13 protein-coding genes and 1 tRNA gene are annotated in these 16002 nt (G+C 64.6%); 7 read left to right on the forward strand and 7 right to left on the reverse strand.

The window, feature by feature from the left end; translation table 11 throughout:
* Positions 1-119: 119 nt before the first annotated feature.
* The 3 genes from metK to K1177_RS15390 form a co-directional block, all read right to left on the reverse strand.
* The gene (gene metK / locus K1177_RS15380) at positions 120-1448 is read right to left on the reverse strand and encodes a methionine adenosyltransferase (protein ID WP_396120224.1); all 1329 of its coding nucleotides are present in this window, start codon (positions 1446-1448) and stop codon (positions 120-122) included.
* Positions 1449-1631: 183 nt separating this feature from the next.
* Positions 1632-1716: transfer RNA gene (locus tag K1177_RS15385), tRNA-Leu, on the reverse strand.
* Between the two features lie 57 nt (positions 1717-1773).
* Positions 1774-2196: a GFA family protein gene (locus K1177_RS15390; RefSeq protein WP_224704401.1), complete on the reverse strand. Its 423-nt coding sequence runs from the start codon at positions 2194-2196 to the stop codon at positions 1774-1776.
* Positions 2197-2330: 134 nt separating this feature from the next.
* Between K1177_RS15390 and K1177_RS15395 the strand changes: the two genes are divergently transcribed.
* The 5 genes from K1177_RS15395 (at position 2331) to K1177_RS15415 (ending at position 9035) form a co-directional block, all read left to right on the forward strand.
* Positions 2331-3326 carry a complex I NDUFA9 subunit family protein gene (locus K1177_RS15395; protein ID WP_224704403.1) on the forward strand — a complete coding sequence of 332 codons (996 nt, stop codon included), beginning with the start codon at positions 2331-2333 and terminating at the stop codon, positions 3324-3326.
* Positions 3327-3478: 152 nt separating this feature from the next.
* A complete protein-coding gene (locus tag K1177_RS15400; RefSeq protein ID WP_224704406.1) occupies positions 3479-4207 on the forward strand; it encodes a PadR family transcriptional regulator in 729 nt (242 codons plus the stop codon).
* Positions 4208-4324: 117 nt separating this feature from the next.
* Positions 4325-7240 (forward strand): FAD-binding and (Fe-S)-binding domain-containing protein, encoded by a 2916-nt coding sequence (locus K1177_RS15405; protein WP_224704408.1) that lies wholly within the window; start codon positions 4325-4327, stop codon positions 7238-7240.
* Between the two features lie 103 nt (positions 7241-7343).
* Positions 7344-8540: a class I SAM-dependent RNA methyltransferase gene (locus tag K1177_RS15410; protein ID WP_224704409.1), complete on the forward strand. Its 1197-nt coding sequence runs from the start codon at positions 7344-7346 to the stop codon at positions 8538-8540.
* Positions 8541-8645: 105 nt separating this feature from the next.
* Entirely contained in the window at positions 8646-9035 is a 390-nt protein-coding gene (locus tag K1177_RS15415) for a hypothetical protein (RefSeq protein ID WP_224704411.1), read from the forward strand.
* Between the two features lie 84 nt (positions 9036-9119).
* On the opposite strand, the gene K1177_RS15420 is transcribed toward K1177_RS15415, so the two are convergent.
* The 3 genes from K1177_RS15420 to K1177_RS15430 form a co-directional block, all read right to left on the reverse strand.
* A complete protein-coding gene (locus K1177_RS15420) occupies positions 9120-9944 on the reverse strand; it encodes a sugar phosphate isomerase/epimerase family protein (protein WP_224704420.1) in 825 nt (274 codons plus the stop codon).
* Positions 9941-11110, reverse strand: a complete 1170-nt coding sequence (locus K1177_RS15425; RefSeq protein WP_224704421.1) for a dihydrodipicolinate synthase family protein — start codon at positions 11108-11110, stop codon at positions 9941-9943. The genes K1177_RS15420 and K1177_RS15425 overlap by 4 nt, the downstream gene beginning before the upstream one ends.
* 99 nt (positions 11111-11209) lie before the next feature.
* Positions 11210-12361 (reverse strand): Gfo/Idh/MocA family protein, encoded by a 1152-nt coding sequence (locus K1177_RS15430; RefSeq protein WP_224704423.1) that lies wholly within the window; start codon positions 12359-12361, stop codon positions 11210-11212.
* Positions 12362-12621: 260 nt separating this feature from the next.
* Here K1177_RS15430 and K1177_RS15435 point away from each other — a divergent pair, with 260 nt between their 5' ends.
* Positions 12622-13329 carry a TetR/AcrR family transcriptional regulator gene (locus tag K1177_RS15435; RefSeq protein ID WP_224704425.1) on the forward strand — a complete coding sequence of 236 codons (708 nt, stop codon included), beginning with the start codon at positions 12622-12624 and terminating at the stop codon, positions 13327-13329.
* On the opposite strand, the gene K1177_RS15440 is transcribed toward K1177_RS15435, so the two are convergent.
* Positions 13326-14252 (reverse strand): LysR family transcriptional regulator, encoded by a 927-nt coding sequence (locus K1177_RS15440; protein ID WP_224704427.1) that lies wholly within the window; start codon positions 14250-14252, stop codon positions 13326-13328. The genes K1177_RS15435 and K1177_RS15440 overlap by 4 nt on opposite strands.
* A gap of 459 nt (positions 14253-14711) precedes the next feature.
* Between K1177_RS15440 and K1177_RS15445 the strand changes: the two genes are divergently transcribed.
* Complete coding sequence (locus tag K1177_RS15445) at positions 14712-16001, forward strand: ABC transporter substrate-binding protein (RefSeq protein WP_224704428.1); 1290 nt, start codon at positions 14712-14714, stop codon at positions 15999-16001.
* Position 16002 lies beyond the last annotated feature (1 nt).

A 16002-nucleotide genomic window follows, 5' to 3' on the forward strand; every position in this document is an offset into this window, starting at 1 on the left:
CCTTAGCAAGCCAACCCGGGGTCAGGCCAGCATTATCCAAGCAGGACAAGGCCCGGACAGCACAGCGCGGCGTCCCCGTTGCCAAGGCGCCGCGCTGGAAATGAGCATGCGCCGAGCGCTTATGCGCTGGCCTTGACCGCGGCCTTGAGGGCCGAGACCAGATCGGTCTTTTCCCAGGAGAAACTGCCGTCGCGGCCCGGCTTGCGGCCGAAATGACCATAGGCCGATGTCTTGGCATAGATGGGCTTGTTGAGGTCGAGATGGGTGCGGATGCCGCGCGGGGTCAGGTCCATCACCTTGGACAGCGCAGCCTCAACCACCTCTTCATCGACCGTGCCTGTGTCGTGCAGATTGACGTTGATCGAGAGCGGCTGTGCCACGCCAATGGCATAGCTGAGCTGGATGGTGGCGCGTTCCGCCATGCCGGCAGCGACCACATTCTTGGCCAGGTAGCGCGCCGCATAGGCCGCCGAGCGGTCAACCTTGGTCGGGTCCTTGCCCGAAAACGCGCCGCCGCCATGCGGGGCTGCGCCGCCATAGGTATCCACGATGATCTTGCGACCGGTCAGGCCCGCATCGCCATCGGGGCCACCGACGACAAACTTGCCCGTCGGGTTGACGTGCCAGACGGTTTCTGCGGAAATCCAGCCCTCGGGAAGGACCTGGCGGATATAGGGCTCCACGATCTTGCGCACATCGGCCGAGGTCAGTGTCTCGTCCAGGTGCTGGGTCGACAGCACGATTTGCGTCACGCCGACCGGCTTGCCGTCCTGATAGCGCACGGTCAGCTGGCTCTTGGCGTCGGGGCCCAGCGCCTTGGCCGGGCCGGTGCCTTCCTTGCGGGCCTGGGTCAGCACCTCAAGGATCTTGTGTGCATAATAGACTGGCGCCGGCATCAGCTCGGGCGTTTCGCGCGATGCGTAGCCAAACATGATGCCCTGGTCGCCCGCGCCGACATCCTTGTTGCCCGATTCGTCCACGCCTCGGGCAATATCGGCCGACTGGCCGTGCAGCAGCACGTCAATCTTGGCCGTCTTCCAGTGAAAGCCGCTCTGCTCATAGCCGATGGCGCGAATCGCCTTGCGCGCCGTCGACTTGAACTTGGACGGATTGACCGTCGGCGCGCCGGACGCATCCAGGATAACATTGCCGTCCCGGTCTTTCTTGAGCAGGGACGGGGGCACGCGCACTTCGCCGGCGATCACCACGCGATTGGTCGTCGCCAGGGTCTCACAGGCGATTCGGACCTGCGCCGGGTCCATATTGGCCTTCTTGGCTTCGCGGAACACCAGATCAACAATCTCATCGCTGATCCGATCGCAGACCTTGTCGGGATGTCCTTCAGACACCGATTCCGAGGTGAAGAAAAATGACGATCGGACCACGAGAAATCCCCTGAGCTTGTCAAAAGCGGCCCAAAACGAGCCATTATAGCGAGTTTGTGACACCCAACGCCCAACCGGTCAAGGCGGATATAAAGAAAGCTTGATATGATGCGGGACGAGGTCAACGGGAGGTTACGGAGGCCTTTTGGCGCGTCCGCATGGACCGATACGGACTTGTGGCCCTTGGGGGAGGGGCCCGGAAAACCAAAACCCCGGCCCAACTTGCGTTGGACCGGGGTCAAAACTTGGTGCCCAGAAGAAGACTCGAACTTCCACACCTTGCGGTACACGGACCTGAACCGTGCGCGTCTACCAATTCCGCCATCTGGGCAGGCAGGGGGTAACTATTGGCAGTCATGCCCGATGTCAATCACCTATTCGCACGCAATCAGAAGTTCGCACCGTCCCAATGCGTGATCGCACCCGGATCGACCCGCACCGTGGGCTCAAGACAGTTGATGTTGATCATCACCAGCTCATTGCCGCGCCCGTCCGTGCCGCGGGCAAACGACTCAATGCCGCAGACGCGACAGAAGCTGTGGTCGATCGTCTCGGTATTGAAACGATAGGGCGTCAACGCCTCAGCACCGCTGATCAGCGTGAACGCGCTGGCCGGCACCGATTGCATGATCCAGCCCAGGCGTCGGCAGTGCGAGCAATTGCAGTCGCTCGGATTCGACAGGTCGCTCACCACGCTGAACCGCACCGCGCCGCAATGGCACTGGCCATGGTAGGGCCGCGCCGGCGGGATAGCTCCGTCTGGCGCAACGCGGGTTTTGGATTTGTCGTCCGATTTGTCCTGATCGGTCATGGTCGTCTCCTGTTGTGAGAACATAACAGGAACAAACGCCAGGCCGAGTCAAGGCGATTCCTGCCCTTGGCCCTCGACAGTGTCGCGCCGCCTGGGCTAGAAGCGGACACAATTGAACCTTGCCGGAGTTCCCCATGGACAGCCTTGATCCAAAGCTCGTGACCGTTTTCGGTGGTTCGGGTTTTGTCGGCACGCAGATCGTCCAGCTTTTGGCCCGCAATGGCCATCGCGTCCGCGTTGCAGTGCGCCGCCCCGACCTGGCCGGTCATCTGCGCACGCTGGGCACCGTGGGCCAGATCGTTCCGGTCCAGGCCAATATCCGCAATGAAGCCTCCATCCAGCGTGCTGTTGCCGGTGTCGACATCGTCATCAACCTGGTGGGCATCGCTGCCAATCGCGGCGCTCAGACCTTTGATGCCGTCCATACCGATGGCGCCGCCGCCATTGCCCGGGCCGCCAAGGCAGCCGGAGTTACCCAGCTGGTGCACATGTCGGCGCTGGGCGTCGACAAGGCCGCCGAGGTCAGCCGCTACGCCGCCTCCAAGCTGGCCGGTGAAGAAGCCGTGCTGGCGGCCTTTCCCGAAGCCATCGTCATGCGCCCCTCGCTGCTGTTCGGGCCGGGCGACGGTTTCTTCAACCTGATGGGGACCCTGGCCCGCCTGCTGCCGGTCATGCCGGTGATCGAGGGCAAGACCCTGTTCCAGCCCGCCTATGTGGGTGATGTGGCCCAGGCCTTTGTGCTGGCGGCCGAAGGCAAGCTCAAGCCGGGCAAGATCTACGAACTGGGCGGCCCGCAGGTCGAAACCCATCGCCAGCTGCTCGAGCGAGTCCTGCACGAGGCCATGCGCAAGCGTCCGCTGCTGCCCGTGCCGTCGGGCCTGGCCAAGTTCAAGGCGGCGCTGCTCGGCATCCTGCCCTTCCCGCCGCTGGTGACGCCGGACCAGGTCGAGCTGCTGGGCGTCGACAATGTCGTCTCCGAGGCTGCCATCAAGGACAAGCGGACCCTGGCCGGCATGGGCATCGTGCCGACATCCATGGATACCATCCTGCCCGGCTACATGTGGCGCTTCCGCAAGCATGGCCAGTTCGACAAGACCGCGCCCGCTGCCGTAGAGCAGGAAAGCCTCTAGCCGCCAGCCGCCGCGCCGAATTCGGAAAGCCCGCGACCACACTGGTCGCGGGCTTTTTCATGCCCGATTATTTCGTAAGATATATCTTGAATGACGGCGGGCCGCGCACGATCTTGGCTGCAACGCAGTCAACGATATATCGGAGACACATCATGAGTACCTATTGGAAGAATGGCGAACCCAACTGGCGGCGCATGGAAGCCATGGCGCGCCGCGGCTGGGGCCGACTGGCCTCGGGCATGGACAATGCCGATCGCTGGGGCAATGCCGGCGGCAATTTCCGCATCGGCCGCATGCTGGCCTCGGGCGACCTGCGCCTGGTTGCGCTCTATCTGATCGAGCAGCAGCCGCGCCACGGCTATGACCTGATCAAGGTGATCGAGGAGAAGTCCGGTGGCTTCTATTCCCCCAGCCCGGGCGTGGTCTATCCGGCCCTGACCTATCTCGAGGAAGCTGGCTTTGCCACGGCCGAGGCCGACGGCAACAAGAAGCTCTATGCCATCACTGATGCTGGCCGGGCCCATCTTGCGGACAATCGCGAGGCCATCGAATCAACCCTGGCGTTCCTCGCCAAGGCTGGCGAGCAGATGCAGCGCTTCCGCGATTTTGCCCGCTCCGAATGGCCATTTGACCGCGAGCGCGGCCCCGAGCACGGGCATGACGCGCCTCATGGGCAAGGCGGCGACCCTCGGCCCGGTCCGGACACGGATCGCGACATGGCCGATGTGGTGCCCGAGCTCAACCACGCCCGCCGCGCGCTCAAGGCCGCCATCAAGAAGGCTCGTCGCGGTGGAGACGAGCAGCAGCATCGTGCCGCCGAGATCCTGCGCCGCGCCGCTGCCGAGATCGATGCGCTCGACCAGGACGACGTCGACATCTGACGCCTCGTGCCCCGGCAACGGCGACTATCGTGTCGCGGTTGCCGGGCGCGCGCAAAACTGCGCGGGGCAGTGACGGAATCCCTTCGCAGCTGGGCGCTAACATGTTAGTGCTGGTGCATGCAGCAAGCCCCTCTCGCCCCCCTTCATCACATTACGCCCGAGCGCCACGCCGCCGGTCAGCGCCTGGTCAGCCGCCTGGCCGGCCAGGTTCGCGCCGCCATGCATACCGATCCGCTGATGACCTATGCCTGGAGTGGCGATGCCAGCTCCTATCGGCTGATCCCGGCGGCGGTGGTGTTCATCAACACCGAAGACGAAGTGCGCGCGGTGATGACGGCGGCACGGGCCGAACACCTGCCCATCACCTTCCGGGCGGCCGGCACCTCGCTCTCGGGCCAGGCCGTGACCGATGGTGTGCTCGCCGTGCTCGGCGATGGCTGGCGCAAGCTCGAAATCCATCCCGGCGCCGACCAGATCACCCTGGGTCCGGCCATTATCGTGGCTCAGGCCAATGGCGCGCTCAAGCCTTTCAACCGCAAGATCGGTCCCGATCCGGCTAGCCAGGCCACCTGCAAGATCGGTGGCGTGGTCAACAACAACTCGTCCGGCATGTGCTGCGGCGTGGCGCAGAACACCTATCACACCATGGCGCGGCTGCGCATCGTGCTGGCCGATGGCACCATGCTCGATTCGGGCGACCCACAAAGCTGCGCGGCCTTCCGCCAGAGCCACGCGCCCATGCTAGCGGCGCTGCACGATCTGCACCACCAGGTGATGGCCGATGCCGAACTGGTGTCGCTGATCCGGCGCAAATACGCGATCAAGAACACGGTCGGCTATTCGCTCAATGCCCTGGTCGACTACCACGACCCGCTCGATATCCTCATCCACCTCATGGTGGGGTCCGAAGGCACGCTCGGCTTTGTCTCCGAGGTGACCTACAACACCGTGCCCGAGCATCCCTTCAAATCGACGGCGCTGGTGCCCTTTCCCGATCCGCAGTCGGCTGGCCGCGCCATCATCGAAATGGCCAATGGCGGCGTGCAGGTGACGACGGGCGTCACCGCCGCCGAATATATCGAGCGCCGCGCCCTGGCCACGGTGGAGCATCTGCCCCCCATGGCGCCGCTGCGACCCTGGCTGACGGACAATTCGCCCGCTGTGCTGATCGACGTGACGGCGCCGGACGAGGCGACGCTGCTGGTCGAAGTGGCCAAGGCCGAGGCATTGCTGGCGCGCCACGCCGCCACCCATATCGATTTCTCCACCGACCCCGACCGCAGCCATGCGCTCTGGGATATCCGCAAGGGCTTCTTCGCCTCCGGTGGCGCCGCGCGGCCCAAGGGCACATCCATGCTGACCGAGGACGTGGCGGCGCCCATCGAACGCCTCGCCGAATTCGTCATCGACATGCGCGCGCTGCTCGACGAGCACGGCTATGAGGATGCCATCATTTTTGGCCATGCCCTGGCGGGCAATCTGCATTTTCAGATGAGCGACGATTTTTCCCGCCCGGACTCGGCGGAGAAATTCGACGCCTTCTCCAAAGCGCTGAGCGATCTGGTCTCGATCCAGTACGGTGGCTCGCTCAAGGCCGAGCACGGCACCGGCCGGGCCATTGCGCCCTTTGTCGAAGCCGAATGGGGCAGCAAGGCCTATGGGCTGATGCGCCAGATCAAGGCGCTGTTCGACCCCGAAAACCTGCTCAACCCTGGCGTCCTGCTCAACACCGACGACAAGATCCACATCAAAAATCTCAAGGTCATGCCGCTGGCCGATGACCTGGTGGACCTCTGCATCGAATGCGGCTTCTGCGAACCGGCCTGCCCCAGCCAGCACATGACGCTGTCGCCGCGCCAGCGTATTGCCGTCACGCGCGAACGCGCCCGCCTGCGCGAAACCGGCGAGGACGATGCCCGGCTGGCGCAGCTGGACGCCGATTTCCAGTATCCCGGGCTCGACACCTGCGCCGCCTGTAACCTGTGTTCGCTGCGCTGTCCGGTCGGCATCGAGACCGGCACCATGATCCTGGGCCAGCGTGCCGAACGGCGTGGCAGCACGGCGCGATCCATCGCCGGCTTTGTCGCCGACCATCGCGGCGCAGTGGAATCCATGATGCGCGGTGGCGTTGCCCTGGCCGATGCGGCCAGAACCATTATCCCCGCCGCCGCCGTGGAAGCCATCACCGAAACGGCGCGCCGCGCCACCGGCAAGCGCGTGCCCCGTGTGTCGCGGGCGCTGCGCCATGGTCCGGGTGCGCCCAGAGCCAGGACCACGCGCCAGGATGCCCGCGCCACGGGCTTCCCCGTGCCCATTGCCCAGAGCGGGCGACCATCGGTGGTCTATTTCCCCAGTTGCGCCACGCGCATGTTCGGGGCGCCCAAGTCCGAGCATGACCTGCTCGCGGTGCCCGATGCCATGCTGGCTCTGCTCGAGCGGGCCGGCTTTGACGTCATCGTCCCCGAAAACCTCAATGGCCAGTGCTGCGGCCAGCCCTTCCAGTCCAAGGGTTTTCCCGAACAGGCAGCCGGAGTGGGCGGCGATCTCAAGCGCAATCTCTCCGCCCTCTCTGACGCCGGGCGGTTGAGCGTGGTCACCGATGCCTCGACCTGCGCCAAGCATCTGCGCGATTTCCCCGGCGATGCGCCGGTGCTGGATTCGGCGCAGTTCCTGCTCGCCCAGGTGATGCCGCGGCTGACCATCACGCGGCAATTGCCGGTGGTGGCGGTGCATCACAATTGCTCGGCGCAGCGCTTGAGCGAACAGCCCATGACCGAGGCCATTGCCCGCGCCTGTGCCAAGCAGATCGCGGTGCTCAGCGCCGTGACCTGCTGCGGCTATGCCGGCGACAAGGGCCTGTTCGTGCCCGAGCTCAATGCCCATGCCACGCGCTTTGCCAAGGCCAACATACCGGCAGACTGTACCCTGGGTGTCTCGACCGTCAGCACCTGTGCCTCGGGCTTGAGCGAACATGCCGGCGTGCCCTTTGTCGGGCTGGCGAGCCTGCTCGAATGGGCGAGCCGACCACTCTAGGGGCGTCGGGGATGGGCCACGTCATGGCTGTCCCCGCGGCATCGGCCCTTGCGATGGCTGGCTGTGGCGGCTACTGAACCGCCTCAGCAAGCCCCGGATCGTCATGACCATCACCACCACCATCTCCAGCCTCGGCCATAAGGGCGAAGGCATTGCCGACGTCGATGGCCGCAAGGTCTTCGTGCCGCTCGTGCTGCCCGGCGAACGGGTGGAGATCACGGCCGATGGCGAACGCGGCACGCTGCTGGGCGTCATCACCCCGGCCCCCAACCGCATCGAACCGATCTGCCCGCATTTCGGCGCCTGTGGTGGTTGCCAGCTGCAGCACATGGATCGCGCCAGCTACGAGGCCTTCAAGACCGGTCTGGTGGAAACGCCGCTGCAGTTTGCTGGCATCGACGTCAAGGTCAGCCGCTTCATCGATGGCTCGGGCGCCGGCCGCCGCCGCGCCACCCTGCACGCCCGCAAGGAAGGCGCCGGCTATATGCGCCTGCGCAGCCACCAGGTGCATGACCTCGACGCCTGCCCGATCCTCGTGCCGGGCCTGGCCAAGGCGCCTGACATTGCCCGGGCCGTGATGCAGGCGGTGGGCGAGGCCGATGTGAGCTTTGTCGCCTCGCTGACCGGGCTCGACGTTGCCATCCGCACTGAAAAGAAACAGGCCCGGCCCGACCGCGTGGCGCCGCTGGTCAGCCGCTTCAAGCTGGCGCGTCTGGCGCTCAATGGCGAAATGGTGCTGCAGGCCCAGCCGGCGATCATCGCCATGGGCCGCGCCCAGGTGGAACTGCCCATCGGCAGCTTCCTCCAGGCGACCGAACAGGCCGAGCACCTTTTGGCCGACTATGTGCTGGCGGCGGTCGGCCCCAAGGTCAAATCCGTCGCCGATCTCTTCTGCGGCATTGGCCCCTTCGCGCTGCGCCTGGCCGAACGCTGCACCGTCTCGGCCTTTGACAGCGACAAGCCCGGCATCGCCGCGCTCGACAAGGCGCGCCGCTTCACCAAGGGCCTGCGCGACGTCACCGCTAAGGCGCGCGACCTGTTTCGCGATCCGCTGACCCAGTTCGAGCTGCCCTATGATGCGGTGGTGCTCGATCCGCCGCGGGCCGGTGCTGAGGCGCAGGTACGCGAACTGGCCAAGTCCAAGGTCAAGACCGTGGTGATGGTGGCGTGCGACCCCCGCACTTTTGCCCGCGACGCGGCCATCCTGGTGGGCGCGGGCTATGTCATGAGCGATCTGATCGCCGTCGATCAGTTCATTCATTCCACCCACATCGAAATTGCTGCCACATTTCGCCGCTAACAGGAGCGCGTCGCGTGCTCTGATCCTTTTGTCGGGCTGCGACGTTTAACCTTTCAACCGTGAACTGCGACGCGTGGGGCGGCGCTGTCGACGTGGAGACCGAACATGCATTTCTTCAAGACCAGCCTTGTTGTCGGCCTGCTGTGTGCGGCCAGCATCGCGCCAGGCTATGCCGACAGCAAAAACGTGCCGACCGGCCAGTTCAAGGATTCCTATGGCACGGCGTTCAAATTCGCGCCCTGCGGCTCGGGCACGGATCTGTGCGGCGTGCTGCTCGATATCCAGGGCCAGTCGCGCACCAAGGAAAACCTCGCCCTGGTGCAAAAGCAGGTGGTGAAGGCCGAGCAGGTGTCCGAGAACCAGTGGAAGGGCACCGTGGAGCTCAATGGCAGCGTGGCTGAAGCCACCATCACCCAGGTCAGCCCCGACCAGGTGGAAATCCAGGGCTGCCGCGCCGCCATCCTTTGCCAGACCCTGGTGTTCAACCGCGTCTGATCGGCGCCTCGGCCTCTCGATCGTCACAAAAAACCCCCGGCGACGGCCGGGGGTTTTGCTTTTTGGGCCTGGAGCCGCAGGTGCCTAGCACACCGTCGCGACGCGCTCCTTGATCACCGCGAGCACCTCGTCGCCATCGCGCTTCCACCAATTGTCCTGGCTGAAGATCTCGACCTCCTGCGGGCCGAAGAAGCCGGCATCCTCGATCATCTTGCGGATGGCGGGCAGGTCGATGACGCCATCGCCCATCATGCCGCGATCAAGCAGCATGTCCTTGGTGGGGACCAGCCAGTCGCAGATGTGATGGGCAAAGATGCGGTTCATCCGTCCGGCCCGGGCAATGGCCTGGGCCAGCCTTGGGTCCCACCAGACGTGATAGACGTCGATGGCCACGCCAACCGTTTCGCCCAGGGTCTCGCAGATATCGAGCGCCTGGTCGATGGTGTTCACACAGGCCCGATCGGCGGCATACATCGGATGCAGCGGCTCGATAGCAATTTTGACGCCACTGGCCTTGGCATGGGGCAGCATGGCCGCGATGCCATCGTTGACCATCTGCCGGGCGCCCGGCAAGTCTTTCGATGACCCCGGCAGCCCGCCCACCACCAGCACCAGGCAATCGGCATTGAGTGCCGCGGCCTCGTCGATGGCGCGCAGATTGTCGTCGATCTGTGTCTGCCGACCCGCAGCCGTCTCGGCCGGGAACATGCCGCCCCGGCACACGCCGGTGACCTGGAGCCTGTTCTCGCGGACGATGCGGGCAGCTTCATCCAGCCCGATCGCCGCGATCTGGTCGCGCCAGGGCGAGATGGCGGTGATCCCGGCACGCAGGCACCCCTCGACGGCCTCCTTGAAGCCCCAGACCTGGCGCGTGGTGGCCAGGTTCAGCGAAATGGCGCGCGGGCTCATGCCGAAACACCATTGACCTTGAGCACCGCCTGCATGCGCTGGACGGCCAGCTCCGGATCACCCAGCACGCCGGCCTTGTCGGCGAGGCGGAACAGTTCGGCCAGATGCTGGACCGAGCGCGTCGACTGCTGCCCGCCAATCATGCTGAAATGATCCTGCAAGCCATTGAGATAGGCCAGGAACACCACCCCCGTCTTGTAGAAGCGGGTGGGCGCGGCAAAGATGTGCCGGCTCAGCGCCACGGTGGGTTCGAGCACCGCATGGAACGCCTGGGTGTCGCCCTTGCCCAGTGCCGCCAGGCCCGCCGAGGCGGCCGGGGCAATGGCGTCGAAAATGCCGAGCAGGGCGTGCGAATAGCCCTGCGCATCGCCGGCGATCAGCTCGGCATAGTTGAAGTCGTCGCCGGTATACATCTTGACCGATGCCGGCAGGCGCCGGCGCATGGCGATCTCTTTTTCGGCCGAGAGCAGCGAAATCTTGATGCCATCGACCTTGTCGGCATGGGCGGCGATGACGTCCAGGCACACATCCATGGCCGCGTCGTGATCGGCTTTCCCCCAATAGCCGGCCAGGGCCGGATCGAACATTTCGCCCAGCCAGTGCATGATCACCGGTTGTTTGACCTGGCTGAGGATGCGGCCATAGACCTTGGCATAGTCATCCGGCGTCCTGGCCGCTGCCGCCAGCGCGCGGCTGGCCATCAGGATGACGCGGCCGCCCTGGCCCTCGACAAAGCCGACCTGTTCTTCATAGGCGGCGATGATCGCATCAATGGTGACGTCGGGGCCGGGCAGGAGATGGTCGGTGCCGGCGCCATAGGCGATCAGGCTGTCGTCGCGCGTCCGCGCTTCGGCCTGGGCGCGGCGGATCAGCTCCTGCGCCTCGGCCCAGCCCAGGCCCATGCCGCGCTGGGCGGTGTCCATGGCTTCGGCAACGCCCAGGCCGAGATCCCACAACCGATGGCGGAATTTCAGCGTCGTGTCCCAATCGATCGCCGGGGTGAGCCAGGGATCATTGCTGGCCAGCGGATCGGCCACCACATGGGCCGCCGCATAGGCGATGCGGTTGAAGTCGCTCGCCTTGTGCTGGACGAAGGGGATGGGCGTGCCGGTCAGTGTATAGGCGCTGATGGACCGGTCGGCATTGGGCAGGCTTATGGTGGTCATGTTCGACTTCCTCAACGTCTCACCAAAACGCGGTGTCATCCCGGCTCAAGGCCGGGATGACACCGTGGGTGGGCTGGATTGTGCCATGCACTGTGTGTGTCAGAACTCGAGCTTGGGCACGTCGAGCCAGCGGCGTTCCGCCCAGCTCTTGAGACCCAGCTCGGCCAGCTGCACGCCCTTGGCGCCCGCTTCCAGCCCATAGGGCCAGGGCGCGTCCTCGGCGACATGGCGCAGGAACATTTCCCATTGCGCCTTGAAGCCATTCTGCGCCGGCCAATTGTCCGGCACCTCTTCCCAATCGGCAAAGAAGTTCATGGTCTGCGGCTGGTCGGGGTTCCACACCGGCTTGGGCGTATTGACGCGATGCTGGCTCCAGCATTTGTGCAGCCCGGCGACGGCCGAGCCATGTGTGCCGTCGACATGGAAGGTGACCAGGTCATCGCGGCGCACGCGGGTGGTCCAGCTCGAATTGATCTGGGCGATCACGCCGCCCTCGAGCTCGAAGGTGGCATAGGCGGCATCGTCCGTATCGGCCTTGTAGCGATTGCCCTTTTCGTCGACGCGGCTCGGGATATGCGTGGCGCCCAGGCAGGAGACCGCCTTGACCTCGCCGAACAGATTATCGAGCACATAGCGCCAGTGGCACAGCATATCCAGAATAATGCCGCCGCCATCGGCCTTGCGATAGTTCCAGCTTGGGCGCTGCGCCGGCTGCCAGTCGCCTTCAAAGACCCAATAGCCGAACTCGCCGCGCACCGAGAGGATCTCGCCGAAAAAGCCGGAGTCGCGCAGCATCTTGAGCTTCATCAGGCCGGGCAGGAACAGCTTGTCCTGCACCACACCATGCTTGAGGCCGGAGGCGCGGGCGGTCTTGGCCAGGTTGACGGCAATCTCGAGGGAATCGCTGGTGGGCTTTTCGCAATAGACATGCTTGCCGGCGGCCAGCGCCTTTTCGATCAGCGACGCACGCATCAGCGTGGTGCCGGCGTCGAAGAACACCGTGTCGTCGGGATTGGCCAGCGCCGCGTCGAGATCGCTGCTCCAGCGCTTGATGTCGTGCTTTTTGGCCAGGCGCTCGATCTTGTCGGCGTCGCGGCCCACGATGATGGGGTCCACCACCAGCCGGTCGCCATTGGCAAGCGCAATGCCGCCCTGGTCGCGGATCGCCAGGATCGAGCGCACCAGATGCTGATTGTATCCCATGCGGCCGGTGACCCCGTGCATGATCAGGCCAAGACGTCTATCCGCCATCGCAGAACCTCCCTACGCTCTATCGCGTGTAACTGATTAGTTACTTAGCTACACGCAGCGCTGCATACTCGTCAAGCAGGCGCAATTGGATTCCGGCAAGTGTTTGCATTTTGGGCGCTTGCGCGGGCACGCGACGCCGACACGCTGGCGCGATTGTTCCGGGCAAACTCACCGGCCCGTTCTTTACCGCCCGCTGGGGGACTGCTATCTGAAAACAAGGGCATGGGATGGACCATGCCGGAAAGCCAGGCGGAGCCGAAGTGACCGAGCCGACCCTATCGCGAGACGGCGCCGCAAGGCCCAAGGCGCGGACGCGTTCCGCCGCCGGCGCCGCCACGGGCAAGCGCCCGCGCGATAGCGCCCGCACCAAGGCGGAGATCCTGGTGGCGGGACGCGCCGAATTTGCCGAACGGGGCTTCGAGGGCGCTCGGGTTGACGCCATTGCCGCCCTGGCTGGCGCCAATAAGCGGCTGCTCTACCATTACTTCGGCAACAAGGAAGAGCTCTACCGGGCGGTGCTGCTCGATGCCTATCAGGAAATCCGCCGCGGCGAACGGGCGCTGAGCCTGGATCAATATGGCGCCGTCGAAGCCATGGACCGTCTGGTGCGCTTCACCTTCCGCCATTTCCTGGCCAATCCCTGGTTCCCGCGCCTGCTCAACACCGAGAACATCGAGAACGCCCGTTTCCTCAAGACCATGCCCGATATCCAGGCGCTGCATTCGCCCTTGGTCGGGCAGATCACCACCATTGTCGAGCGCGGCGCTGACGCCGGTGTGTTCCGCCGCGATGTCGATCCGGTCCAGCTCTACATATCCATCGCGGCGCTGGGCTTTTTCTACGTGTCCAACATGGCCACGCTGTCGGTGATCTTTGCCCGCGACCTCAGTGGCATCGACATGGTGCAGGAGCGCGAGGCCCAGGCCGTGCAAATGGTGCTCGACTATCTGCGCACCCGGCCGGCCTAGGGCTGGCTGGCAGGCAGGGCGGCATTGGCCGCGCCCTTGAGCCAGCCGATCAGTTCCACAACGCGCGGCTCGTCCGCCCGCTCGTCGAGCACATAGAGCCCCACCTGGCTCTCCCGCGTGGCTTCTGTCACATCGACCCGCCTCAAGCCGCGCCGGGCAAAATCGGCCGCCATGACGGCCGTGTGGTTGATCACCGCATCGGTGCGGGCGACATAGTCGACGCAGGCCGCCAGGGAATTGGACGCAAAGGCATATTTGCCCTGGTCAAAGCGGGCGCCGGCCGCGGTGGTGCGGCTCCAGGTTTCAAAGAAGCGCTGGTGCCGCGCCTCGGGCAGCGAGCTGGTGACGGCTGGAAAAGCCTCGATCTCGGCTATGCTGCGCGGCTTTTCGAGCAGGGCATGGCCGACCCGAACGAAATAGCCATGGTCCACGCGCGCCAGCGGGATGAAGCGCGCGCCAGTGCTGCGGTTGAGCCCCTCGATCTCATGGCCGACGAAAACCGAGATGTCCCCGCTCAGCAACTGGTCCATCAGGCGAAGCTGGTTGCCCAGGCTGACATGCACCCGCGCATTGGCGAAGCTGCGCGAATAGTCCACCACCATGTCGCGGATGAACAGCGTCCACCACGAATAGCCCGTGCCGATATTGAGGCCCTGTTCGATCCGCCCCTGCTGCTCGGCAATGGCCTTGAGCGTATTGTCGTAGAGCCGCTGCATCAGCCGGGCGTTCTGATAGAGCGTTTCACCATAGGCGGTCAGCGTCACCCCGCGCCCGGAGCGGTTGAGCAGGGGAACGCCCATGGTCCCTTCCAGCTTGCGCATGTTGAAGGTGAGCGTTGGCTGGGTGATGAACAGCGCCGTCGCCGCACCGCTGATCGTGCCTGCCTCGGCCACCGCCACAAACTGGCTCAGCAACTTGTCCATCATGCACCCATAGAAACAATCTATATCTCAAACGATATTTCGTATTTTTCTTTTGGTCCAGCCTGGTTCAGACTTGGGGGCGTCGGACAAGTCTGCCCAGCAAGGGTGACGCTGACAGCCAGCACGCGGCGCGACACAGGGTCGACCGGGATGCACAGGGAGGGGTTCAACACCCGCAAAAAGCCAAGGCGCTGATTGGGCGCAGCAGCGGTGTTCACGACGTCGGCAATCTTCCATACAAGTCGATTGCGCGCCGTCAAACCAGTGTGCTATGTCGTAACCAGTCGGTTATTTGCGGAACTGCCGGACTGAAAAAACCGCAAAAAACGCGAAACTCCGCTCTGGACATGGCGGAGTGCTTGCGGGAGTATGTAACCGATTAGTGACTTAGCGGCGGGAGGCTGCTGGTCAACCCGCATTCCGGACGCCGGAGTGCTAGAGTTCATGGGAGGAAACCTTATGACAATTCGTATCGATCGCCGTCAGTTCCTGATGGGCAGCACGGCGCTGGTTGCGGCCGGTGCCGCCGGCGTTGTGCCGGCCTGGGCCCAGTCCGACAGCCTGCGCCTGCTCTTCTGGGGCGGCCAGGCCCGTGCTGATCGCACCTATGGTGTGACCGACCTCTATACCAAGGCCAATGGCACCGCCGTTGAAGGCGAGTTCCTGGCCTGGAACGACTACTGGCCCAAGCTGGCCACCCAGACCGCCGGCGGCAATGCCCCCGACGTGGTGCAGATGGACTACCGCTATATCGTTGAATACGCCAAGCGCAACGCCATCGCCCCCTTGGACGAATTCGTCGGTGGCGCCCTCAAGCTCGATACCTTCGATGCCGACCAGCTCGAAGGCGGCAAGGTCGATGGCAAGCTCTATGGCATTTCGCTGGGCGCCAACTCGGTGGCCATGATCTACAATCTGGCGGCTTTCGAGGAAGCTGGCGTCGCTCCGCTCACCAATGCCTGGACCTATGATGACCTGATGGCCGTTGGCGAGGCCTTCAAGGCCGCCAACATCCGTGGCGGCATGAAGGCCATCATGGACGGCTCCTATTCTGAGCCTATGCTGCAGAACTGGCTCCGCCAGAAGGGCAAGGACCTCTACACCGCCGACGGCAAGCTGGCCTTTGACGAGGCCGATGCCGTGGAATGGTACACCATGTGGGCCAAGTTCCGCGATGCCGGCTATTGCGTCTCCGCTGAAGACCAGGCGCTCGACACCGGCCCGCTCGAAACCACCATGCTGGTGCTGGGCAAGGCGGCCATGATCCCGTCCAACTCCAACCAGCTGGTGGCGTTCCAGACCCTGATGCAGGACAAGCTGGGCATGAACGGCTTCCCGCGCGTCGCAGCCGGCGTTGGCGGCGGTCACTACCGCAAGCCCTCGATGTTCTTCTCGGTCGGCGGCACCTCCGCCAACAAGGAGAAGGCAGCAGAGTTCCTCAACTTCTTCATCTCCGATCCGGAAGCGGCCAAGATCCTGGGCGTCGAGCGCGGCATCCCCTGCATTCCGGCAACCCGTGACGCTGTTGCACCCACTCTGGACGAGCAGAGCCAGGTCGCTCTGAACTTTGTGTCCTCCCTGGGTGACCTGCTCGGTGCCCTGCCGCCGCCGCCGCCGGCTTCGGCGGGTGAAATCGACGCCTCCCTGATCCGGACCCTCGGCCAGGAAGTCGGTTTTGGCGCCAAGACGCCCGAACAGGCTGGTGCCGAGCTCATCAGCGGCGCCAACGACATCCTCAGCCGAGCCTAAG

The sequence above is a fragment of the Devosia aquimaris genome (assembly GCF_020169335.1).
GTDB lineage: Bacteria > Pseudomonadota > Alphaproteobacteria > Rhizobiales > Devosiaceae > Devosia > Devosia aquimaris.